The following is an 18,888-nucleotide window of genomic DNA, read 5'->3' on the forward strand; positions in this document are numbered from 1 at the left end:
CTTCGCGGTATGGCGATGTTGTCATCAAATTAATATCGGAATTCGTCAGCCCGATTTGTCCACCACCATAGGCTTTCATCATGGTGTATATGCTATTATAAGAATTACGATTGATATTGACATTAACATTATCACCCGTAATTTTCCCACCGGCTCGATAGGCTTCAAGAACAACGTAATCGATTGTGTTGGTATATTGTTCTTCTGGTGTTAAAGTTATTAACTGGTTTGTTCCAGCCATAATTTTTCCGTTGCTGACAGCCGCTGCTTGCCATGACGTGAATACCAGCACAATCGCCATCGTAAGAAGCGTTTTTTTAAAGCAAGTATTTATAGTAGGTTTATACATCAGCAATACCTCTCTACTTTCAGAAGTAATATCTGAAGGCGTTTTTTAAATACGAGTCACAGCCAAATCAAGCGTCTTATTTAGCTTCAGCATATAGCCAATAATATTCATGCAATATTACGAGTTTGATCGACAAGCCCACGTTAATTCTGTGGTAATTGATTGGTGGCCTTAAACTGTATCGTGAGTGCATTTTTACATTGCACTAAAAATGAGTCAATACAGGGGGAAGTGAGGGGGGAAGGCATTAATGATGCTTCTTAATTACTTACCTGGGTGATCTTGTAATTGCACCTTTTATTTATGCTTTTTTTCAGTCGGTTACGCTGTTCTCCTGTTATCGATTTAAGAAATTACTCCCCATATTTAAGAATATTATTAATTATTAAAACGTCTTATCATTTGATTACCCACGCACGACTTACCGTACAGAGCGTGACAGGAACAGGGGCCGGTTTCCCGGCCCTTGAGTTATATAGCTGTCAGTTACCAGCTGTATTTTATTCCCAGCATCCCCTGAGTATCACTGTAACCTTTATTACCCAGTTGTACACCCACACCACCCCAGACGCTCAGACGGTCATTCAGCTTACCTTCCACCCCGGTGCGGATTTCACCCAGGTTACGGGCGCCATCACGACTGACGGGTGTACCATCCATCTTCACGCCGAAGCTTTCGGTGTTGTGGATCCAGTTCACTTCCACGAACGGCTGGAACTCACGCTGTTTGCCGTCATCCATTTTGTGGTGACTGTTCAGGTAAGTCTTCACGCCCAGACGGGTCTGGATATTGCCGTCGCCCTGCGCTTCGATGCGGGTGCCGTCTTTCCGGGTGTGCACATTATCTTTCACGCCCATCCAGGTGACCTGCGCCTGTGGCTGCACATACCAGGTGTTCCGCGTGCCCTGGCTGCCGGCAAACTCCCCGGCTTTCAGGGTGTAACCCGCTTCCAGCGAGGCGGTCAGCCCTTTCGAGTTGTAACTGTCGCTCTCACGGTTATCCGCTTCCACCCTGTTGTCAAACCAGTTGTACAGCATCCAACTGTCAACATACGCCCCGGTTTTGTCCGCCTCGTTCTGGTACCAGGTGCCGTACAGACCGGCGCTGTAACCGCTGATGCGCCCGTCTGAGCCGTAACCGGCACGGTCGCTGCGGGTATTGCTGTGCGCATTCGCATAGCCGCCCATCACGCCCAGATGCCAGCGGTCGTTGCCGTCGGTGCTCCACTGTGCGATGTCACCGCCCAGTTGCAGCACGTAGCGGTTGCTCTGGGTTTTCAACTGACCGTCACCGGCAGAGGAACGTTCGTGTCCGCCAACGTGACGCATCCACATGCTGGAGGCCAGTCCCTCATCTTCCAGCGCATCGGTATACTGCGGCTCACCAAGACGGTCGTGCAGGCGGTGGTTAAACAGCGTGTTGGCGGTCGCGAGGTTGCTGATATAGCTGCCGGCTTCCGGGCGCAGCGCATCCGGTGCTGTCGGGTCAACCACCGGGGTTTTCGGCTCCTGCGGCGTTACGGATCCGGTCCATTTACTGGTCAGATACCAGTTTTTCTCCGCGTTACCAGTACCTTTTGCCAGGGTATAGACATACGCTCCGGCTTCCACGGTGCCGGTGGTCAGGGCGAAGTTTCCGGCAGAGTTACCGCCCACCTGTACCAGTTCAATACCGTTGACGGTTTGTGCGCCTGTGCCCCCGACGTTGTTCACCGCAACCCGTGTGTTACCGGCCGTATCTCCGTGAACGGTGAGTTTGTCGGTCAGGGAGTCGTCACCGCCGAGAGCCGTGTTGAACGCCATCAGACCATCATTGCCGCTGTAGTTGCCGTTAACCGTCAGCGCGTTACCCGGCTGCATCCCCGGACGGTTCAGCAGTACCCGACCGCTGTTGTTCAGGTCGCCGCCGACAGTGAAGTCCACCTGCAGTGTCCCCCCCTGCATGACGTTGATATCACCGGCGGTGCTGCCGTACCCTGACAGGGTTGCGCCGTCGTGAACATTCACAAGCTGGCTTGCCATATCCACTGGAGAGGTGGTTTTATCACCCAGCGCAATTTCCCCGCCAAGAATTTCAGTGGTACCGGTCCAGGCTGCTGAGCCTTGTGTCAGTGTCAGGACACCACTGCCGGTTTTGGTGAGGTCGCCGCTGCCGCTGACGGCATTGCTGAGCGTCCAGTCGCTGGCGGTGTTCACGGTCAGCAGACCGTTATCGTTGACGGATGCGGTGCCGAGGTTGTTCTGTTCGCTGACGGTCAGGCTGCTGCCGCTGTCGATGTTAAACAGGCCGCTGAAGCCGCGGTTGTCGCCAGTCAGCATAACATCTGTGGTGTTTGTGGCATCGACATCCCCGGTGCCGCTGAGGTTATTAACCTGCGCCCCGGTGACACCGTCCAGCGTCAGGGTACCGTCATCAGTGATATCCCCTGTCCCGGCACCCAGTACGTCACTGATAACCACTTCCGCACCGTTGCTGATGTTGGTGGTGGCACTCAGACCGCTGTTGGCTCCGCTGATGGTCAGCACGCCGCCGTCAATGTTCAGCTTCCCGGTTCCGGTCAGAACACCGTCACTGTTGCCGCCGTTCGTCAGCGTCAGCGCGCCGCCGCTCAGTGAGCCGTCACCCAGGTCAAGCACTGACCCCGCCTGGCCGGTCAGCACCCCGGCAGTCTGTACCGTGTTGTTTAGGTCTGCCGTGGCATTGCTGCTGATGTTCAGCCCGCTGGTATTGCCCAGCGCGCCGTCCGCATCGGTCCGCAGGGTACCTGCCTGCACCAGGGTGGCGCCGCTGTAGTCGTTGAGGCCATTCGAAAGTGAGACCGTATCGCCCGTGCTCACGGCCAGATTCCCCGTACCGGAGACTTTCGCTGACATGTCCGCATCCGCTCCGGTGTCAGCCGCAAACGCGGCCAGCGTCAGCGTCTGCTCGTTACGGATATCCACTTCCTTCAGACCGTAGTTAATGTACAGGCCATCACCGGGAGCTGTGGTCATACGAAAACCATACTGTCCGTCAGCAACCACCGTGCCGTTCTGGGCAATCTCGATGTTCTCATCCGTGCCGATGGCATTCCCGTTCTGGTCGGTCAGCGTCAGCGAACCACCGGAACCGGTGACGGTATCCGCCTGTACCAGTCGGATATCTGCGTGTGTGTCATCCTGCTGTAGCAGGTTCAGGTCGGTGTCCGGATCTGCCGTCAGCCCCGGGTCATTCCACGGGTCAGTCAGCCTCACCTGCACGTTACCGATGCCGCTTGCCTGAAAATCCCGACCATCCCGGTTGAAGGTACCGGCACCAGCAACCAGTGTTCCGGTCTGCAGAACGCCGTCAGACTGTGCGGCACCAGGCAGGGAGATATCGAACGCGAGGGTACCGCCGTTAAAGGCCAGTCCATCGGTATTCTGCACTTCGCCACTTACGGTAGTGGTGTTGCCAGTACTGGTCATCAGCATGGCGTGCGTCAGTGCCGCTGCGTTGTCCCCGGACAGGGCAAAAGTACTGTTTTTCAGGTCAGTGACCCCGGCGAAGTCCTCGCCGGTAGAAGAGGTGAAGGTAAATGTGTCTGCGGCTGACGCCAGATCCACATTCAGCAGGCCGTTCCCCGTCAGAATGTTGCTGAAAGTGAAATTCCCGCTGCCGTCTGTTGTCGCGCCTGCAACGTCCAGCGTTCCCGGTGTGGCAATGTTAACAGCGCTGGTACCAAGACCGGTATTGCCGGTGGTTGATTGTACGGTGGTAGTAAGAGTACCGCCGTTAACCTGTGTGGTACCGCTGTAAGTATTCTCTGTGTTCAGAACGGTATGCCCTGCATCCTGCATGACGGTACCGTTGCCAGTAATCAGCGAGGTGAACTGGTAGCCGCCAGTGGTGGTCGGGTCATTTACAGTATGGTTGAAGACGATAAAGCCTGTCCCTGCGCCCATGTTAACGCTGTCAGCGCCGGTGATGAACCCCGCGCCGGTTGCCGAATCACCGTGTGCGGCACCGATGTTGAGAGTACCCGTACTGCCGGCCTGCATCGCCAGCTCCACGGGGTTCGCTGTATCCAGCGTACCACCGTTACTCAGGGTGAGGGTGCCGGAGCCCATCTTGCCCAGATACACAAGTGGGGAGCGCAGCAGGGAATCTGTACCCGCTACGATGACGGTTCCTGTGCTGCCCGCTCCGGCACCCACCACACCAGAGCTACTGTTTGCCAGACCACCATCAGTTACAGTCAGTGTACCTGTACCGGACTGGCCTACGGTCAGAGCCCCAACATGGAACCCGGACCCCGTCCCCTCCACATTCACTGAGCCATCCCCGGCCGACTGACTGCCAATTTGGGTGGCACCAGCATTCACCGTCCCACCGTCAAAAATAGTAAGGGTACCTGTCGCACCATTGCCCACAGTGAAGGAACCGATGCCGTTGTCCCAGATTGCCCCGGAACTGACATCCACCGTACCGTTCCCGGCAGCAGCGTTACCAAGAGTGCCTCCATTGCTGGTCACTCTGGCATTATCCGTCAACGTCATCGAACCCGTGCCCTGACCGCCGATGGTCAGCGAACCCGTCAGATCCCACAAGGAATCCGACCCCTCCACCGTAACAATACCGGTGCCGCCAGCTGCACTCCCTACCGTACCGCTGCCAGTGCTGTTCACCACAGCTCCATCCGCAATGGCCAGCGTACCCTGACCGTAATTGGCCACGGTCAGGGTGGTGGTGTTCAGTACGGCATCGGTGCCGTTGACATTTATCTGCCCCGTCCCCCCTGCTCCGCCCCCCAGAGTGGTCGCACCGCCAGTGACCGTCCCGGTGGTGTTGATATTGAGGGTACCGGTGCCGTTGTTACCGACAGACAGGATTTGCGCGACGCCGCTGGCGTTGACAAGATTCCACACGCCGCCGTTACTGACATCCACGTCACCTGTGCTGTCTGCCCTGTCGCCGACAATCCCCATGCCGGTACTGTTCACCACGCCACTATCGGCGATGGCGAGTATGCCCCGGCCATAGCTGCCTACAATCAGTGAGCTGGTGTTCAGAGCTGCATCGGTTCCATTAACGTTTACGTTCCCTGTCCCGCCCACGGCGCCACCCAGAGTGGTCGCACCGCCAGTGACTGTCCCGGTGGTGTTGATATTGAGGGTGCCGGTGCCGTAATTGCCGACAGACAGCATTTGCGCAATGCCACTGGCATTAATCAGGCTCCACAGCCCACCGTTGCTGACATCCACTACCCCCGAGCTACCCGCGTTGCTACCTATCGTGCCGGTACCTGAACTGTTCACGACACCGTTGTCAGTGATGGTGAGCGTACCGGTACCCGACTGCCCCACGATCAGGATAGCGGTGTTCAGCACAGCATCGGCGCCATTCACTTCCACGGTACCGTCACCTGTATTCGCGTTACCAAGAGTTGTGTTTCCTGCCGTCACCGAACCGATCGTGTCGATATTAAGGGTACCGGTGCCGTTGTTACCCACGCTTAGACTCTGGAGCACGCCACTGCCATTAACCATGTTCACACTGGAACCACCGCTAATGTCAAAGGAGCCTGTACTGCCTTCTTGCAATCCCACCAAAATGCTGCCTGCGGATGTCATCGCCGCACCATTGGTCAACGTCGCGGAACCCGCCCCCTGAAGTCCGATGTTCGTTGCAGCAGTCGTGGTCCAGGTAGAGTTATCACCATCAACCGTAACCCTGGCGATATCACCAGCAAGTCTGCCGATATTGATTGCATTCGATTTCAATGCCCCGCCATTTGTGACCTGTAAAGTGGTAGGCGTTGTCGTGTTGACGCCCTGCATTGAAAGGGTTGCGCCCGTGCTGAGCAGGGAGCCAATACCATCAACGGTAATGAGTGCGCTGGACGTGGCGTTGTTAGCCATCATCTGACCACCACGGGTAAGGTTTACAGCACCTCCATTGGTAATGGTTATTGTGGGGGTGGTGCCCGTCGTATTCCCCATAAAAAAGTTGCCGTTGTTCGTCCATACAGAACCGGTGCCGTCCACCTTCACTGCGCCATTGATAGCATCACCGGAAGCACCGCTCGTGACGAGATTGCCACCGTTGGTGACGGTCAGTACGCCACCCGTATTCACACTGAAATTGCCGGAGGTCAGTCTGGAGTCAGTGCCATCAATCGTGAGCGTGGAACCGTTAAATACATTGGCCCCCCCACGATTATTGGGGCTGGTTACCTGCCCCCCGTCCGTAATAGAGAGGTCGCCGCTTATCTGCAGGCCACCGTAACCATATGTCAGGCTGGAACCTGTACCATCCACAGTGGCTGAACTGCCAACACCTATTGACGTGCCACCACCAGCATCGCTACCGGTAATCACTGAACTCCCTCCTGAGATGTTCAGTGTTCCCGTACCTTTACCGCCCACTATCAGGGGTTGTCCGGACAAATTCCACAAACTGCCACTGCTGACATTCACCACGCCCGTGCTGCCTGCGTTTTGTCCAATCGTCGCGCTACCACTATTGCTGACGACACCACCGTTAGTAATGGTTAACGTACCTTCACCAGCACTACCCACTCTGATATCCGCTATATTCAGTATCGCGCCCGTACCATCGACCGTGACGAGTCCCGTACTTCCGGCAGCTGACCCAATTGTAGTGACCGTACCGCTGACCGAACCGCCATTATTGATTCTGAGCTCACCCGTTTCACCACTGGTGGTGCCCACCGTGATGACGCCTGCATCGGAAAGCGAGTTGTCCTGAGTGATGACCAAAGGACTGTTGCCTTGACTGTTGTCGACATCCAAAGCAGCAAAGGCTGTTACGGGCAGCACCATCATCAGGAGTAAAGAAAGCAAGCGGATCCGGGAAGGAATACGGTATGACACGAAGATATTCTGTTGCGAGGTTATCGCCGGTACCGTCCGACTTCTCGATGAGTTCTGCTGTTTTCCACTCACCAGTTCAGAGCAGACCTGGAATACTCGTAAGGTGTTGTTCCAGATAACACGATAGATTTTATTCATGTTGTGCACTCGTAAATATTCAAATCTGCCTGCCTGTTCAATTGTTCTTATAGAAAGACAAGCCAGGCAAATAGATTATTTTTCACAGAAATAAAAAGCTTTCATCATTTCGGCGAAGCTTTCTGAAATAGTGTTATTAGATGAGAATAACTATTAAATAAGTAGCTTTCCCCCCATGTCTTGCTTCATGGGTAAATTAACAAATGGTATACAGATGTTATTCTTGGGAGGCGGCGATCAGAGAGTGTCGCTCAGAAGCATAACTATCCACATGAAATAATTACAATTTAATACAAACCTCTCTTCTTTATGAAAGACTTCATTGTCTGCTGATTCCTCTTAAGAGACCGATACCAGGGCGAAAGAAAGCCAGCGATGAGAATAATTCTGCATGCTTTTGAGGATTATCCGCAGACTTTGTCAATGTTATAATATTTAATTAACGACCTTTAATGTATCCTGGATGCAGTTTTGCATTACGTTGAAAACAAGTCAATAGAGGGCAATGAAGCGGAGAGAATATAAACGAAAATTCTTAATTAATTATATATACAAATCCTTAGGTTCACTTATCTCATAAGCCTGTTTTAGAAGGAGTTACACTATTCATTGATTCTTTGATTTAAGATTTATTTACCGGTATTTAAGAATATTATTTAATATTAAACCATCTTATGATTTATTGGTGAATAGCACAATTTGCTACATGCATAACAACGCAGATGTGCTACGCGACATATCTTTTTGTATGTATTGATAATTTTTCCTTATCTTTCATAGGAATAAATTTTGCCTGACGATTGCAGCAAGAACAGGGGCGAGGTATGTCCGACATTTGTTGCGATTCAGGTGTGCTGGTTCAACACCCACGCTAATAAAGGAGACTTCACGTCGGTTACACCTTCACGCAGGACAATCGGGGAATCATTGGTTAAGTCAACCACCATTGTCGGTTGTTGGCCAAGGTATCCCCCATGAATGATCAGGCCTACCTGTTTTTCCAGACGATCTTTTATCTCTTCTGGATTGACACCCTCGGACAGCTTTTTCTTGGCCTCATCACGTCGTGCCCTCGCTTGTGCAAGGGCACTGACGGATAGACGTCCCTGACCTCCTGACCTCTGATTTGCCTGGAAAGCAGGAAGCATCAACGTCAACATCACTTGATGGCCTGTTTTCTCCTGGAAACTCAGATCGCTTGTCAGTTACACATAAATCTGAGTTTCCGGGAATAAATTGTATGGAATGTAGGTAAAGTCGGGAGTGTTTTCAGGTAAGCTTTAAAAAATGCTTCACAGAAAATGTTCTTTGGCTGTTGATCTGGAGTGATGGCTATGGCGGATAAAAACTTCCCTCGGTTACCGTATGATCCACATATGTGCCGTAGTTATGACAAGCAAACCAAAAGTCCTCTGGCCTTGTATTCCGAGTCGCAGAAGATGGATATCGAACTTCGTGCTCCGCTGGCAATGTCATACAGTCACTGGCATGGACAGATTGAAATCAATATCCCATTCGATGGTGATGTGGAGTATTTGATCAATGATGAAGTGATCAAGATTCATCAAGGACATGTGACGTTGTTCTGGGCCTGTACACCGCACCAGTTAACCGATCCGGGTCACTGTCAGAAAATGGCGATTTTTAATCTGCCTATGCATTTATTTTTATCGTGGCCGCTGGATCGCGAGTTGGTTAATCATGTTACGCATGGTCGGGTAATACAATCCCAGGCTGTACAGCAACTCAGCGTCATTGAGGTCCAGCGCTGGCAACATGAACTGAACAGCAAAAGTACCCACATCCGTCAACTGGCCATTGATGAGATTGCGCTGATGCTTAAGCGTTTTAGTTTATCCGGTTGGGCCCCGGTATCAGTCAGTAAAGCGTCTTATACGCTTCTGAACGGTACCTCGCGACATGCGCAGTTTTATGTCAGCCAGATGCTCGAATTTATTGCTGCAAACTGTGATAAACAACTCACGGTGAACGATATCGCAGACCACGTGAAATTAAATGCTAACTACGCCATGGGAATATTTAAAGGCGCAATGCAATTGTCTATCAAGCAATACATTATGGCCTTACGTATTAACCATGTACGTGCATTATTAAGTGATACCGATAAAACAATTCTGGATATTGCAATGCTGGCAGGTTTTACATCCAGTAGTCGATTCTACAGCATTTTTAAAAATCATGTCGGTATGGCACCCAAAGAGTATCGCAAGCTTAGTCAGGAGCGAAGATATCAGTCGATATAATCACCAGGTTCTCACCAGGAACATCTATGATTGTTTAAAAAACATTAGCGAACACACATCTATTTCTGAACCTCTACCCGTATAAAATAGCATCAGGAATGCAAAAAAAATGATATATAATAAGCTAAAAGATAAGCGACAGCCTTCTTTTTTCTGGTCGCTGTTCCCTATGATCGTCATGTTAACTGCAATAAGCATTGGATATTTTGTGTTTAATATTCGTGCGGAACCCATGATTCTTTTAGGTACAGCCGCTGCCTCATTTGTCGCTATTGCTCACGGTTATACGTGGGACGACATACTGGATTCGATTTGTGCGAAAATTTCTGAAGCCTTACCTGTTATTTTAATTGTGGCAAGTATCGGTTTTTTAATCGGAGCATGGATGGTATCTGGGACGATACCGATGATGATATATTACGGACTTAAAATCATTAATCCGCAGTACTTTTACATCTCTGCATTCCTTTTAGGCGCACTCATTTCTGTATGCACTGGCACCTCGTGGGGATCAATGGGTACAATCGGTATTGCTATGATTGGTGTGGCAATTGGCCTGAATATACCGTTAGCCATTGCCGCAGGTGCGATTGTTTCAGGATGCTGGTTTGGGGATAAATTATCACCTGTTTCAGATTCCACAAACATGGCTGCATTAGCGGCAGGTGTCAATTTATATTCTCATATTGGGCATCTGCTCTGGACAACTGGACCCGGTTTTATTTTGTGCTGCATCGTTTATGCATATATGGGACTCAATATCGACACAACCGCAACAACGCCAGACACCATTATTGTTTTGATGACGTCAATCGCAAAAGTCTATCATTTCAATATTCTGCTTCTGTTGCCGCCGGTTATTGTGCTTTACGGCTCCCTGACAAAGAAACCCCCTATCCCTATGCTCTTTCTTTCCACGCTGGTATCAGTAATCCTGGCTCTTGTATTTCAGTCGTTTGCTCCGTCGTCGGTTGGCGAATCTGTGGTGAGTGGATTCCGATTAAGCATGGCTGAGGGCGCGAATATTGCCTCTTTGTCTTCAGATCTTCCACGTCTGCTGGAACGAGGTGGCGCAATCTCGATGTTCAGCAGCTTCGTTACGGTTTTTAGTGCATTCAGTTTTGCAGGCGCCATGAGTGCGACAGGCTCACTTCACACCGTCATCCGGGCACTGACAAAAGGCGTAAAATCAACGTTCAGATTGGTATTAACAACGATTGTGTGCGCCTTTACTATTTGTGCCTGCACGGCAAATGGAACATTACCTCTGCTGCTGTGTGGTGATGCCTTCAAAGAGGAATATAAAAGACGAGGACTGGCAACAAAGAACCTTTCACGAACAACGGAAGATGCTGGAACAGTGGTTGAACCGATTATTCCATGGTCAGCTTCCGGGGTGTATTGTGCCACCATGCTGGGCGTGGCCACACTCGATTATCTTCCATGGGCTATTTTATGTTATAGCGGTGTGTTCTTTGCTTTACTGTGGGCGGCCACGGGTATTGGTATTGCACGCTATGAGCCGAATGATGATCCTGAATATACAACGGCGTCCTGATTTACAAAGAGTAGTACCGAAATTAACCTATAAGATATCGGTGTAATAAATATGTCTTTATTTGATTGTGTCATCGACAGAGATCCTGTTAGCCGCAAAATCGGACAAATGAAAAAAATGTTCGGTACGGAAGATATCATCCCGTTATGGATTGCAGATATGGATTTCAAAACCCCACAGGCTATTCAAACAGAATTGGCTACGGTTTTATCTCAGCCCGTGCAGGGTTACAATATGGATTATCCGGGCTGGAAGGAGTCTGTCATTCACTGGTATCAAAAACGGTATGACTGCCTGCTTAATGAGGAATGGTTACATTTTATTCCCGGTGTGATAAAAACGGTGGTTTTAACTCTACTCGCGCTGACGAAGCCTGGTGATAACCTACTGACGCTCACTCCGGTATATGATCCATATAGAAATTTTGTACCTGGTAGTGATCGTCGTTTACTCCAGTCTCCGCTCATTGAGAATAATGGAACCTATGATATTAACTGGGATGATTTCAGAGAAAAATTGAAAAAATCCAAACTCTTTTTGTTCGTTTCCCCACACAATCCCGGCGGAGTTGTGTGGGGCAGAGAGATACTTTTAAAGATAAAACGTTTTTGTCACGAAGAAGGTGTAATTGTCATCTCGGATGAAGTGCATTGCGACCTAACGTTGACAGATAAAAAGCATATCCCCTTTTTTAATATCGATGACGATATGGATAACCAATCTGTCGTCCTCCACTCCACGGGCAAAACATTTAATACGCCGGGGATTCAGGGCGGGTTTATGATTATAAAGAACCGGCAATTACGAGATAAACTCTATCGTTTTCTTGATCGCTGTCACCTCGCGGAAACCAATTATCTTCAGCAGTCAGCTATCTTTTCAGCGTACACCTATTGTGATGACTGGTATCAGGAGTTACGAGTCTACCTGGCTGAAAATGTTAATTTTGTGAAACAGTCAATTGAACGCAACTGCCCTAAAATCTCAGTGATCTATGGTGGGGCATCTTATTTATTATTTTTGAATGCTGAAAAAATGGGGTTGGATGACGAAGAGCTGGCCTCATTTTTCATTAAAGATGCCCAACTGGGCCTTTCTCCTGGAATTCAGTACGGTCCTGGCGGGGAGAAACATATGAGGATCAATGTGGGATGTTCCCGTTCAGTCCTGGTTCAGGCAATGGAAAATCTTAAGTCAGCATATAGCACACTATCTGGCTAACAGCGTAAAGTCAGACCCTGCTTTGAGTGTGAGAACCGGTTTGAGAACGCCGGCACAACATCAGGCTGTAGTGGCACAGTAAATTTGTGCCACCTGTTAAAAAGATAAAATCCACGCCATTGCGTGGATTTTATCTTTTTTATGGAGCTCAGAACGTTTCCCAGTTGTCTGTTTCTGAAGCTATTTTCTTGGGCATGACGTATTTTTCGCCATTATTCCTCTCCCTCACATGACTGGCACGTTTTTCTGAAACCCTGTTTACGGCTTGTTTTCCTTCCTCATTCAGACTGAACACGCTGACCATATCCTGGAGTACACGGGACTGCTCCTGCATTGAAGAAGCAGCAGCCGCTGACTCTTCAACGAGCGCGGCATTTTGCTGGGTAGTGGTATCAATTTGCCCCATCGCACTGTTAATTTGCGCAATCCCATCACTCTGCTCTCGGCTAGCTTGCGCGATTTCCTCAATCAGTTGAGTCATGTTCTTGACGTTGGTAACAATTCCCGTCATGCCGCCATCGGCTTTTTCCACCAGGCTACGGCCAGAAGCAATACGGGAGACTGAGTCATCAATCAATTCCTTAATTTCACGAGCCGCTGACGCACTGCGTTGTGCCAGTGTACGGACTTCCCCAGCCACCACCGCAAAACCACGTCCGGACTCGCCCGCTCGCGCCGCTTCCACTGCGGCATTCAGCGCCAGAATGTTGGTCTGGAAGGCAATACCATCAATAACCTGGATAATGTCAGCCATTTTGGATGAGGAATCGTAGATTTCCTGCATTCGAGAAGACACTTCACTCATCACGGCGCCATTCTGTTTCACGACAGATGCTGTCTCATTCACGTAACGGTGCGCCTGCGCCGTGTTTGCTGCAGTATTGTTAATTGTTGCCGTCAGTTCTTCCAGCGTCGAGGCGGTCTCCTCCACCCCTGCGGCTTGCTCTTCCGTGCGAGATGCCAGATCGGTGTTACCACTACTGATTTCAGACGCGGCTGATGCAATGCTGTCAGCCCCTTCTCGGACCTTACGTACCGTATTACGCAGACTCTCCGTCATTTCCCGCAGGGAAAGCATCAGTTGTCCGAGCTGGTCCCGGGATTCCACTTTCACGTCTATACCCAGATTACCGGACGCCACTTCCCGGGCCACATGAACCGCTGACAGCAACGGACGAGTGATGCCGCGAGTGATGAACCATGCCAACAGGCTGCCGACGAGAATAGCGATGACACCAAGAACCATCAGAGCTTTAATGGCTGCCGAGCCATTCCCCTGAATGGAATCACCGGCTTCATCAATTTGTGCTTTATCGTAATCTTCCAGTGCTTTTACGCTGCTGGAATAGACCTCCATGGCGGGAATGAGTTTCTGGCGAATAAATGCATTGGTGGCCTCACCCTCCCCTTGTTCGCTAATGCGAATCGCCTCATTGCGAATATCGATGTACTGTTTTCTTTTCTCAGCCACGGTCACCAGGAGTGACTTACCCGTATCAGAGACAATTAATTCTGTCAGTTCCTTCTGAATGGCACTCACGCGCTCTGTCACCACTTTCATTTTTGACTGGGCAAACTTTTTAATTCCCTCATCAGAGGAAGTCAGTACAGACAACCCCATCGCGCCGTTATAGTCAATTGCCGCCCCCCACGCCCCCGTGAGACGCTCCAGAACCAGCAACCTGTCAGTAATAGCATGGGTCTCTTTCAATATGCCGTTTAATTTAACGATACCCGTTACAGCCATAATAACGACAAGGGTGAGAACAATACTGAAGCCAGCTCCCATTCGGGTACCAACACCAAAATTATTTATTTTCATCTGCTGTCTCATACAAAAAAAGTCACCTTTCCCCTGCCCCCCGTTGAAAAAATCAGAACAATACCGGGAACGTTCTACTTAAGGACAGAATTAAGCTAACATATTGAAATTGATCATGTTTTAAACATGTGCCAGCGTATCTATCGGCAGAAAGGGGAAGGACTTTAACGTGTTAATTCTCTTAAAAAGCATTGACATTTTAAAACAAGACAGAAAGTCGCTTACAAAACAAACAGTATCGCGTTGTTTTTCAATTAGAAAAGACCACTTTATGTTTATCTCATAATGTTGTACAAACCGAAAGCAAAAGAATAAAGAAACAGCAACTGATTCCATATTAATCTAAAGGTAACGACTTAATCGATATTGATTAACCACGCAAAAATAATTAGCATCAATATTAATGCAATCCGATGAAAATTAAACGCCTCCATTATTAAATGATAGAATTTAATCAATTGAAAGTTTCAGAAAAGACAGGTTTATATTTCCACCTGTCTGAATGATGATAATCAAGTCATCATTAAATCCCCCGAAATTAAGCGCACATCATATTTAACTCACTGAATAAGGGCGTAGACCCGGTGTTTATCCGCACCCTTGTGGAAATCCAGGAACAGGTAACGCTGTTACCGACCTTATCTGGTGCGAAGTTTAAAATGGACATTCCTGCGGCAGAGAATCCCGGAACGGAACAATCGCATCTCTTCGCGGGTAATCATAAAGCTTGAGCCGACTTTCGCCTGTGTCGCGTGGAAAGACAGATAGCAGGTTCGTCACCCCATAACAAATCCTGAACGTCATTACGCACCATGATGCACGACAGCCATGGCTGGCTATTTAATGGTATGATACTTTTGAGTGACACAACAGGTCAGTAGAGAATGCAATGGACACAGGACTCTTTATCAAAGATAACTTCCGATTCACCGAAGGCACTCGTTCTTCTCTGTATTCACAACTGGCTGCATTTATTCGCCATCAAATCAAGCTCGGCGTATTCAAGCCTCATGATAGAATCGTCACCGAAAATGAGTTGTGTGACATTCTGAATATCAGTCGGACCACCGTTCGACTGGCGTTCAATGAACTTCTTGAGGAAGGTCTTATTGTCCGTCAGCGCCGTAAAGGCACTTTTATTGCCGATAAGAAAATTAATCGCCGACTCAATTCACTCTATAACTTCACCGAAAGTATGCGGGAACAGGGAATAAAGCCCCATTCACTGGTGCTGCAATCGGAAGTGACAGATGCCGATGAGATCGTGGCTGACAAACTGAACCTGACGCAAACCCAGCGTAAGGTTTTCATCCTCAAACGGGTCCGACTGGGGGATGATACTCCCCTGCTTCTGGAAACGACCTGTATTCCCTGGAATCTGTGCCCAGGCATTGAGCTTTACGACTTTGCAACCCTCTCCCTTTATGATGTTCTCAAAAATGAGTTTGGGCTGAATATCGCGCATGCCACCGAACATATTGAAGCGGTGATCATCAACAAGTCGGCCGCACATTATCTGCAGTGCACGGAAAAAGTCATGGCCGGTTACCATATTGAACGTGTTTCATTCCTTGAGAACGGCTTTGTCTTTGAATATACGACGTCGGTGACCCGAGCTGATAAGTGCAATTTTAAAATTGACCTGTTTAATGCAGGGCAGAATTCAGCTAAAGCCAGGATCGATTTTTCCCGCCAGTTAACATGCTGATTGTCCCTGCTCTTATAGATATTGACAACGTGCTTTCACCCTCTAATATGTATCATACAAATGAAACAATGAATGGAGGCAGTCTATGAAGCCGCAAAAGAAAGCCGCAGAGATGTCACCTCAGGATCTGGGTCGGTACATCGATCAGTCAGTCCTTAAACCAGAATTCACCCTGGCGGAAGTTCAGAAATACATTCAGGAAGGCATTGATTTTAATTGCAAAACCGTGTGCATCAACCCGGCATATCTCGACGGTGCCAGGAAGATGTGCAAGGGGACAAATACCGGCATTTGCGTGGTGTGTGATTTCCCTTTTGGCGCGTCGTCGACGGCATCCAAAGTTAAGCAGGCCGAGATTATCTGTCAAAACGGTGACGTTGAAGATCTCGATATCGTCGCCAACTATGGTTTTATCCGCAGTGGGCAATGGCAGGAGTTTGAAGAGGACATCCGGGCTGTGGCGGCCGTTGCTCATCGTTACGACACGCTATTGAAGGTGATTTTTGAAACCGATGCGTTAACGCTGGAACAGGTTGCAACCGCCACGGAATACGCATGCCGCGCCGGAGCGGATTTCGTCAAAACATCCACCGGGTTCTATACCGGCGGCGAAAGTAAAGGTGCAACGCCAGAGGTGATTCAGGTGATGCTTGATGCGGCAAAGGGACGTTGCAAAGTAAAAGGTTCCGGATGCATTCGTACGCGTGAACACTTCCTGCAATTGATTGATATGGGAATTGATCGTATGGGAATTGGCTATCGCTCCACCCCCGTGGTTCTGGGCCTGGATGCATAAAATAAAACCGGATGCCAGAAGCACCTGTTCATAATAACAGGCAGGCAACTGCCCGTTATTATGAAACCACCGGATGCTGTCCGGGTTTACATTGAAATAGCATTGGGAAGCACATCACAAGAAGGGCCTCGTCCTTGACACCCTTCGCAGTGGCTCTCAGAGTCAGCCTCACCGACATGACCCACACAGGATGGCATATCCATCGCGAACCGAACGTTTGGCCGCTCAGCGGGGAATATGCGCCAGAATCGCGTCCAGCGTGTGCTCATCAAACATCAACTCCTCGATGCCCCGGCGTGACTGGGCCCGCACCTGCTGCGGCGCGGTCATCCGCACCATTTGTCTCGCAACATGCTTTGTGGTTGCCTGATTCACTTTTACCGCAATTTCAAAGTCATGTTCGGCCAGTGTCTCATCGGTGAAGACATGGATATTGGTATTGTTACTCATTGATTATTACCTCTTTTTAATGGTTGCCATTTCAAGCGCGGCAAGTCTGTCAGACCGTAGTCCAGGATGTTCCGCGCTTTTCGCAGGCAAATATAGCAACCCGCATCTTGCAATAAATCCTCATTTTGTCGGCAGAACAGTACCTGTTATTGCATAATGGCCTGCGTTATATTTTGCCGTTTCAGGCCGCGCGAGCAGGGTAAAGATCGAATGACAAAAATACTGGAAAATAATAGAAAAAATGCGCTCATCGCCATCCGGGATCTTCTGGCAAAAGAGGTCTACAAGCTTGCGGTGATCAAACAATACCCGCAGGAATTCGCCTGCATTATCGAGATTTACACGGACATCTCGCGGACATTCCAGTTCCTCGAAAAATATACGGATAGCGAGACCATCAGCCGATTCAAAGAGGAATTACTTAACTGTGTCATCATCCGTCCACCGATGGCTGAACTCAAAACCCGGCTGCAAAACTGCGTAGATGACCTTAAGCGTTCAACAGAAGAGCCTGACGATGAATTGAGTTCTCAGCTAAAAAAAGGCGTTAACGGCATCTTTACTCGCAGGAGAACCTTTCAGTCCAGAATCCCCCATCGCTATCCCCCTGCGTTGCTGATCCACTGGTATGACTTTATTTCCGTCTATCGTGAGCTACTAAAATGGGAGAACAAAAATGGCATTCGCAGAGTGTGGGACGATACTTTTGACATAGGGCATGTCACCCAGATTACGGCCCCTGTTTCCGTTACCGATCATATCCGCGCTTATGACAGCTATTTGCCCATGTCCTTTCATTACGCGACTGAGCACGTTGCAATACCTGAAAACGCCTGGTACCGCAACGTTGCCCCCTTTTCTCCTGAGATACCCGAAGAGATAACGGATGAACTCATCATGCTGCAAATCCAGAACAATTATTCGACAGAACGCCATGTTGAAATAAAAACCGAGCTCAATTTTTCCGTACGTCTTTATCCGGAAATGACACAAGCGCACGTTGATGAGATCGTGGAACAGTACCGTTATCAGTTAACCCGAGGGCTTAACGCCAATCTCGACGCTGAAAAGCAGTTAGCCTGTGACCAGAGCGCATTTATGCAGTCCTCATCGACAGCAAAACTCAAAGAACCCGATTTTACGGATCTCCGACTGCTCCAGAGTGCGCGCCTGATAAAAATTGATAACCTGGCCCAGGGCATTAAATATGTTTACGGGCTGGCCCTTCTGCAAGAAGCCTATCTTGAATGGCACCAGGATAAATCGAGCGCATTCTCCTGGTGCACCTGGAAAAAGCGGACGGGCCAGAGACTGGATATGCTGGCGGAGAAAGTCGCCGAGGAAATAGAAACCGATGTTTTGCACAAGGTCCGTGAAAATGAAGACCTGCATAACATCAGGCTGCCGACCGCCGCCATGATTAAAAACAGCTACGATGACGTCAGTCTGGAAATACAAAAGCACATCGATCAATTTCAGCGCGGACGTCTTCAGATGCAGAAACGACTGAATCCCACGCAAATGCGAAAACTCATGGGCACACCTGAAATTCAGCTCAGCCAACTCCATGAAGAGGATATTGACGTCGCCAGACAGCGTATCGCTGAACTGGCTCATAAAGGTAAAACGGCGTCGGTTCGTCGTCGGGAAAATGGCAGCTTTGTCATTGTCTGGTTTTAACCCACAACGGGCATAATCGCTTTAAATTTTATGCAACAACGCCCGTT

9 protein-coding genes and 1 pseudogene are annotated in these 18,888 nt (G+C 49.4%); 6 read left to right on the plus strand and 4 right to left on the minus strand.

Features of this window, described 5'->3' with window-relative positions:
- Positions 1–835 precede the first annotated feature (835 nt).
- A complete protein-coding gene (locus F384_RS08410) occupies positions 836–7,342 on the minus strand; it encodes an autotransporter outer membrane beta-barrel domain-containing protein (protein ID WP_080949905.1) in 6,507 nt (2,168 codons plus the stop codon).
- 845 nt (positions 7,343–8,187) lie between these two features.
- Positions 8,188–8,370, minus strand: a pseudogene (locus F384_RS28645) (Sua5/YciO/YrdC/YwlC family protein); the annotation flags it as partial.
- A gap of 306 nt (positions 8,371–8,676) precedes the next feature.
- Between F384_RS28645 and melR the strand changes: the two are divergent.
- The 3 genes from melR to F384_RS08430 all read left to right on the plus strand — a co-directional run bounded on the left by melR (position 8,677) and on the right by F384_RS08430 (position 12,385).
- A complete protein-coding gene (gene melR, locus F384_RS08420) occupies positions 8,677–9,606 on the plus strand; it encodes a transcriptional regulator MelR (RefSeq protein ID WP_046481081.1) in 930 nt (309 codons plus the stop codon).
- Between the two features lie 109 nt (positions 9,607–9,715).
- Positions 9,716–11,164 (plus strand): Na+/H+ antiporter NhaC, encoded by a 1,449-nt coding sequence (gene nhaC / locus F384_RS08425; protein ID WP_046481082.1) that lies wholly within the window; start codon positions 9,716–9,718, stop codon positions 11,162–11,164.
- 51 nt (positions 11,165–11,215) lie between these two features.
- Positions 11,216–12,385 carry a MalY/PatB family protein gene (locus F384_RS08430; protein WP_046481083.1) on the plus strand — a complete coding sequence of 390 codons (1,170 nt, stop codon included), beginning with the start codon at positions 11,216–11,218 and terminating at the stop codon, positions 12,383–12,385.
- Positions 12,386–12,533: 148 nt separating this feature from the next.
- Here the strand turns inward: F384_RS08430 and F384_RS08435 are convergent, their stop codons facing one another.
- Positions 12,534–14,207: a methyl-accepting chemotaxis protein gene (locus F384_RS08435; RefSeq protein WP_046497949.1), complete on the minus strand. Its 1,674-nt coding sequence runs from the start codon at positions 14,205–14,207 to the stop codon at positions 12,534–12,536.
- Between the two features lie 889 nt (positions 14,208–15,096).
- On the opposite strand from F384_RS08435, the gene F384_RS08440 reads away from it, so the two are divergent.
- Positions 15,097–15,915: a GntR family transcriptional regulator gene (locus F384_RS08440; RefSeq protein ID WP_046481084.1), complete on the plus strand. Its 819-nt coding sequence runs from the start codon at positions 15,097–15,099 to the stop codon at positions 15,913–15,915.
- Between the two features lie 85 nt (positions 15,916–16,000).
- Positions 16,001–16,711, plus strand: coding sequence for a deoxyribose-phosphate aldolase (gene deoC / locus F384_RS08445; RefSeq protein WP_046481085.1), 711 nt, complete (start codon positions 16,001–16,003; stop codon positions 16,709–16,711).
- A gap of 225 nt (positions 16,712–16,936) precedes the next feature.
- Here deoC and F384_RS08450 read toward each other — a convergent pair whose 3' ends face one another.
- Positions 16,937–17,161 carry a hypothetical protein gene (locus tag F384_RS08450; RefSeq protein ID WP_046481086.1) on the minus strand — a complete coding sequence of 75 codons (225 nt, stop codon included), beginning with the start codon at positions 17,159–17,161 and terminating at the stop codon, positions 16,937–16,939.
- Positions 17,162–17,371: 210 nt separating this feature from the next.
- Here F384_RS08450 and F384_RS08455 point away from each other — a divergent pair, with 210 nt between their 5' ends.
- A complete protein-coding gene (locus F384_RS08455) occupies positions 17,372–18,841 on the plus strand; it encodes a hypothetical protein (RefSeq protein WP_046481087.1) in 1,470 nt (489 codons plus the stop codon).
- Positions 18,842–18,888: the final 47 nt, after the last annotated feature.

The organism is Citrobacter amalonaticus Y19, from assembly GCF_000981805.1.
GTDB classification, from domain to species: Bacteria; Pseudomonadota; Gammaproteobacteria; order Enterobacterales; family Enterobacteriaceae; genus Citrobacter_A; species Citrobacter_A amalonaticus_C.

Coding starts and splice junctions, on each gene's coding strand:
- F384_RS08450 (WP_046481086.1), bottom strand. CDS start 17,161: ATGAGTAACAATACCAATATCCATGTCTTCACCGATGAGACACTGGCC.
- nhaC (WP_046481082.1), top strand. CDS start 9,716: ATGATATATAATAAGCTAAAAGATAAGCGACAGCCTTCTTTTTTCTGG.
- F384_RS08430 (WP_046481083.1), top strand. CDS start 11,216: ATGTCTTTATTTGATTGTGTCATCGACAGAGATCCTGTTAGCCGCAAA.
- F384_RS08440 (WP_046481084.1), top strand. CDS start 15,097: ATGGACACAGGACTCTTTATCAAAGATAACTTCCGATTCACCGAAGGC.
- deoC (WP_046481085.1), top strand. CDS start 16,001: ATGAAGCCGCAAAAGAAAGCCGCAGAGATGTCACCTCAGGATCTGGGT.
- F384_RS08410 (WP_080949905.1), bottom strand. CDS start 7,342: ATGAATAAAATCTATCGTGTTATCTGGAACAACACCTTACGAGTATTC.
- melR (WP_046481081.1), top strand. CDS start 8,677: ATGGCGGATAAAAACTTCCCTCGGTTACCGTATGATCCACATATGTGC.
- F384_RS08455 (WP_046481087.1), top strand. CDS start 17,372: ATGACAAAAATACTGGAAAATAATAGAAAAAATGCGCTCATCGCCATC.
- F384_RS08435 (WP_046497949.1), bottom strand. CDS start 14,207: ATGAAAATAAATAATTTTGGTGTTGGTACCCGAATGGGAGCTGGCTTC.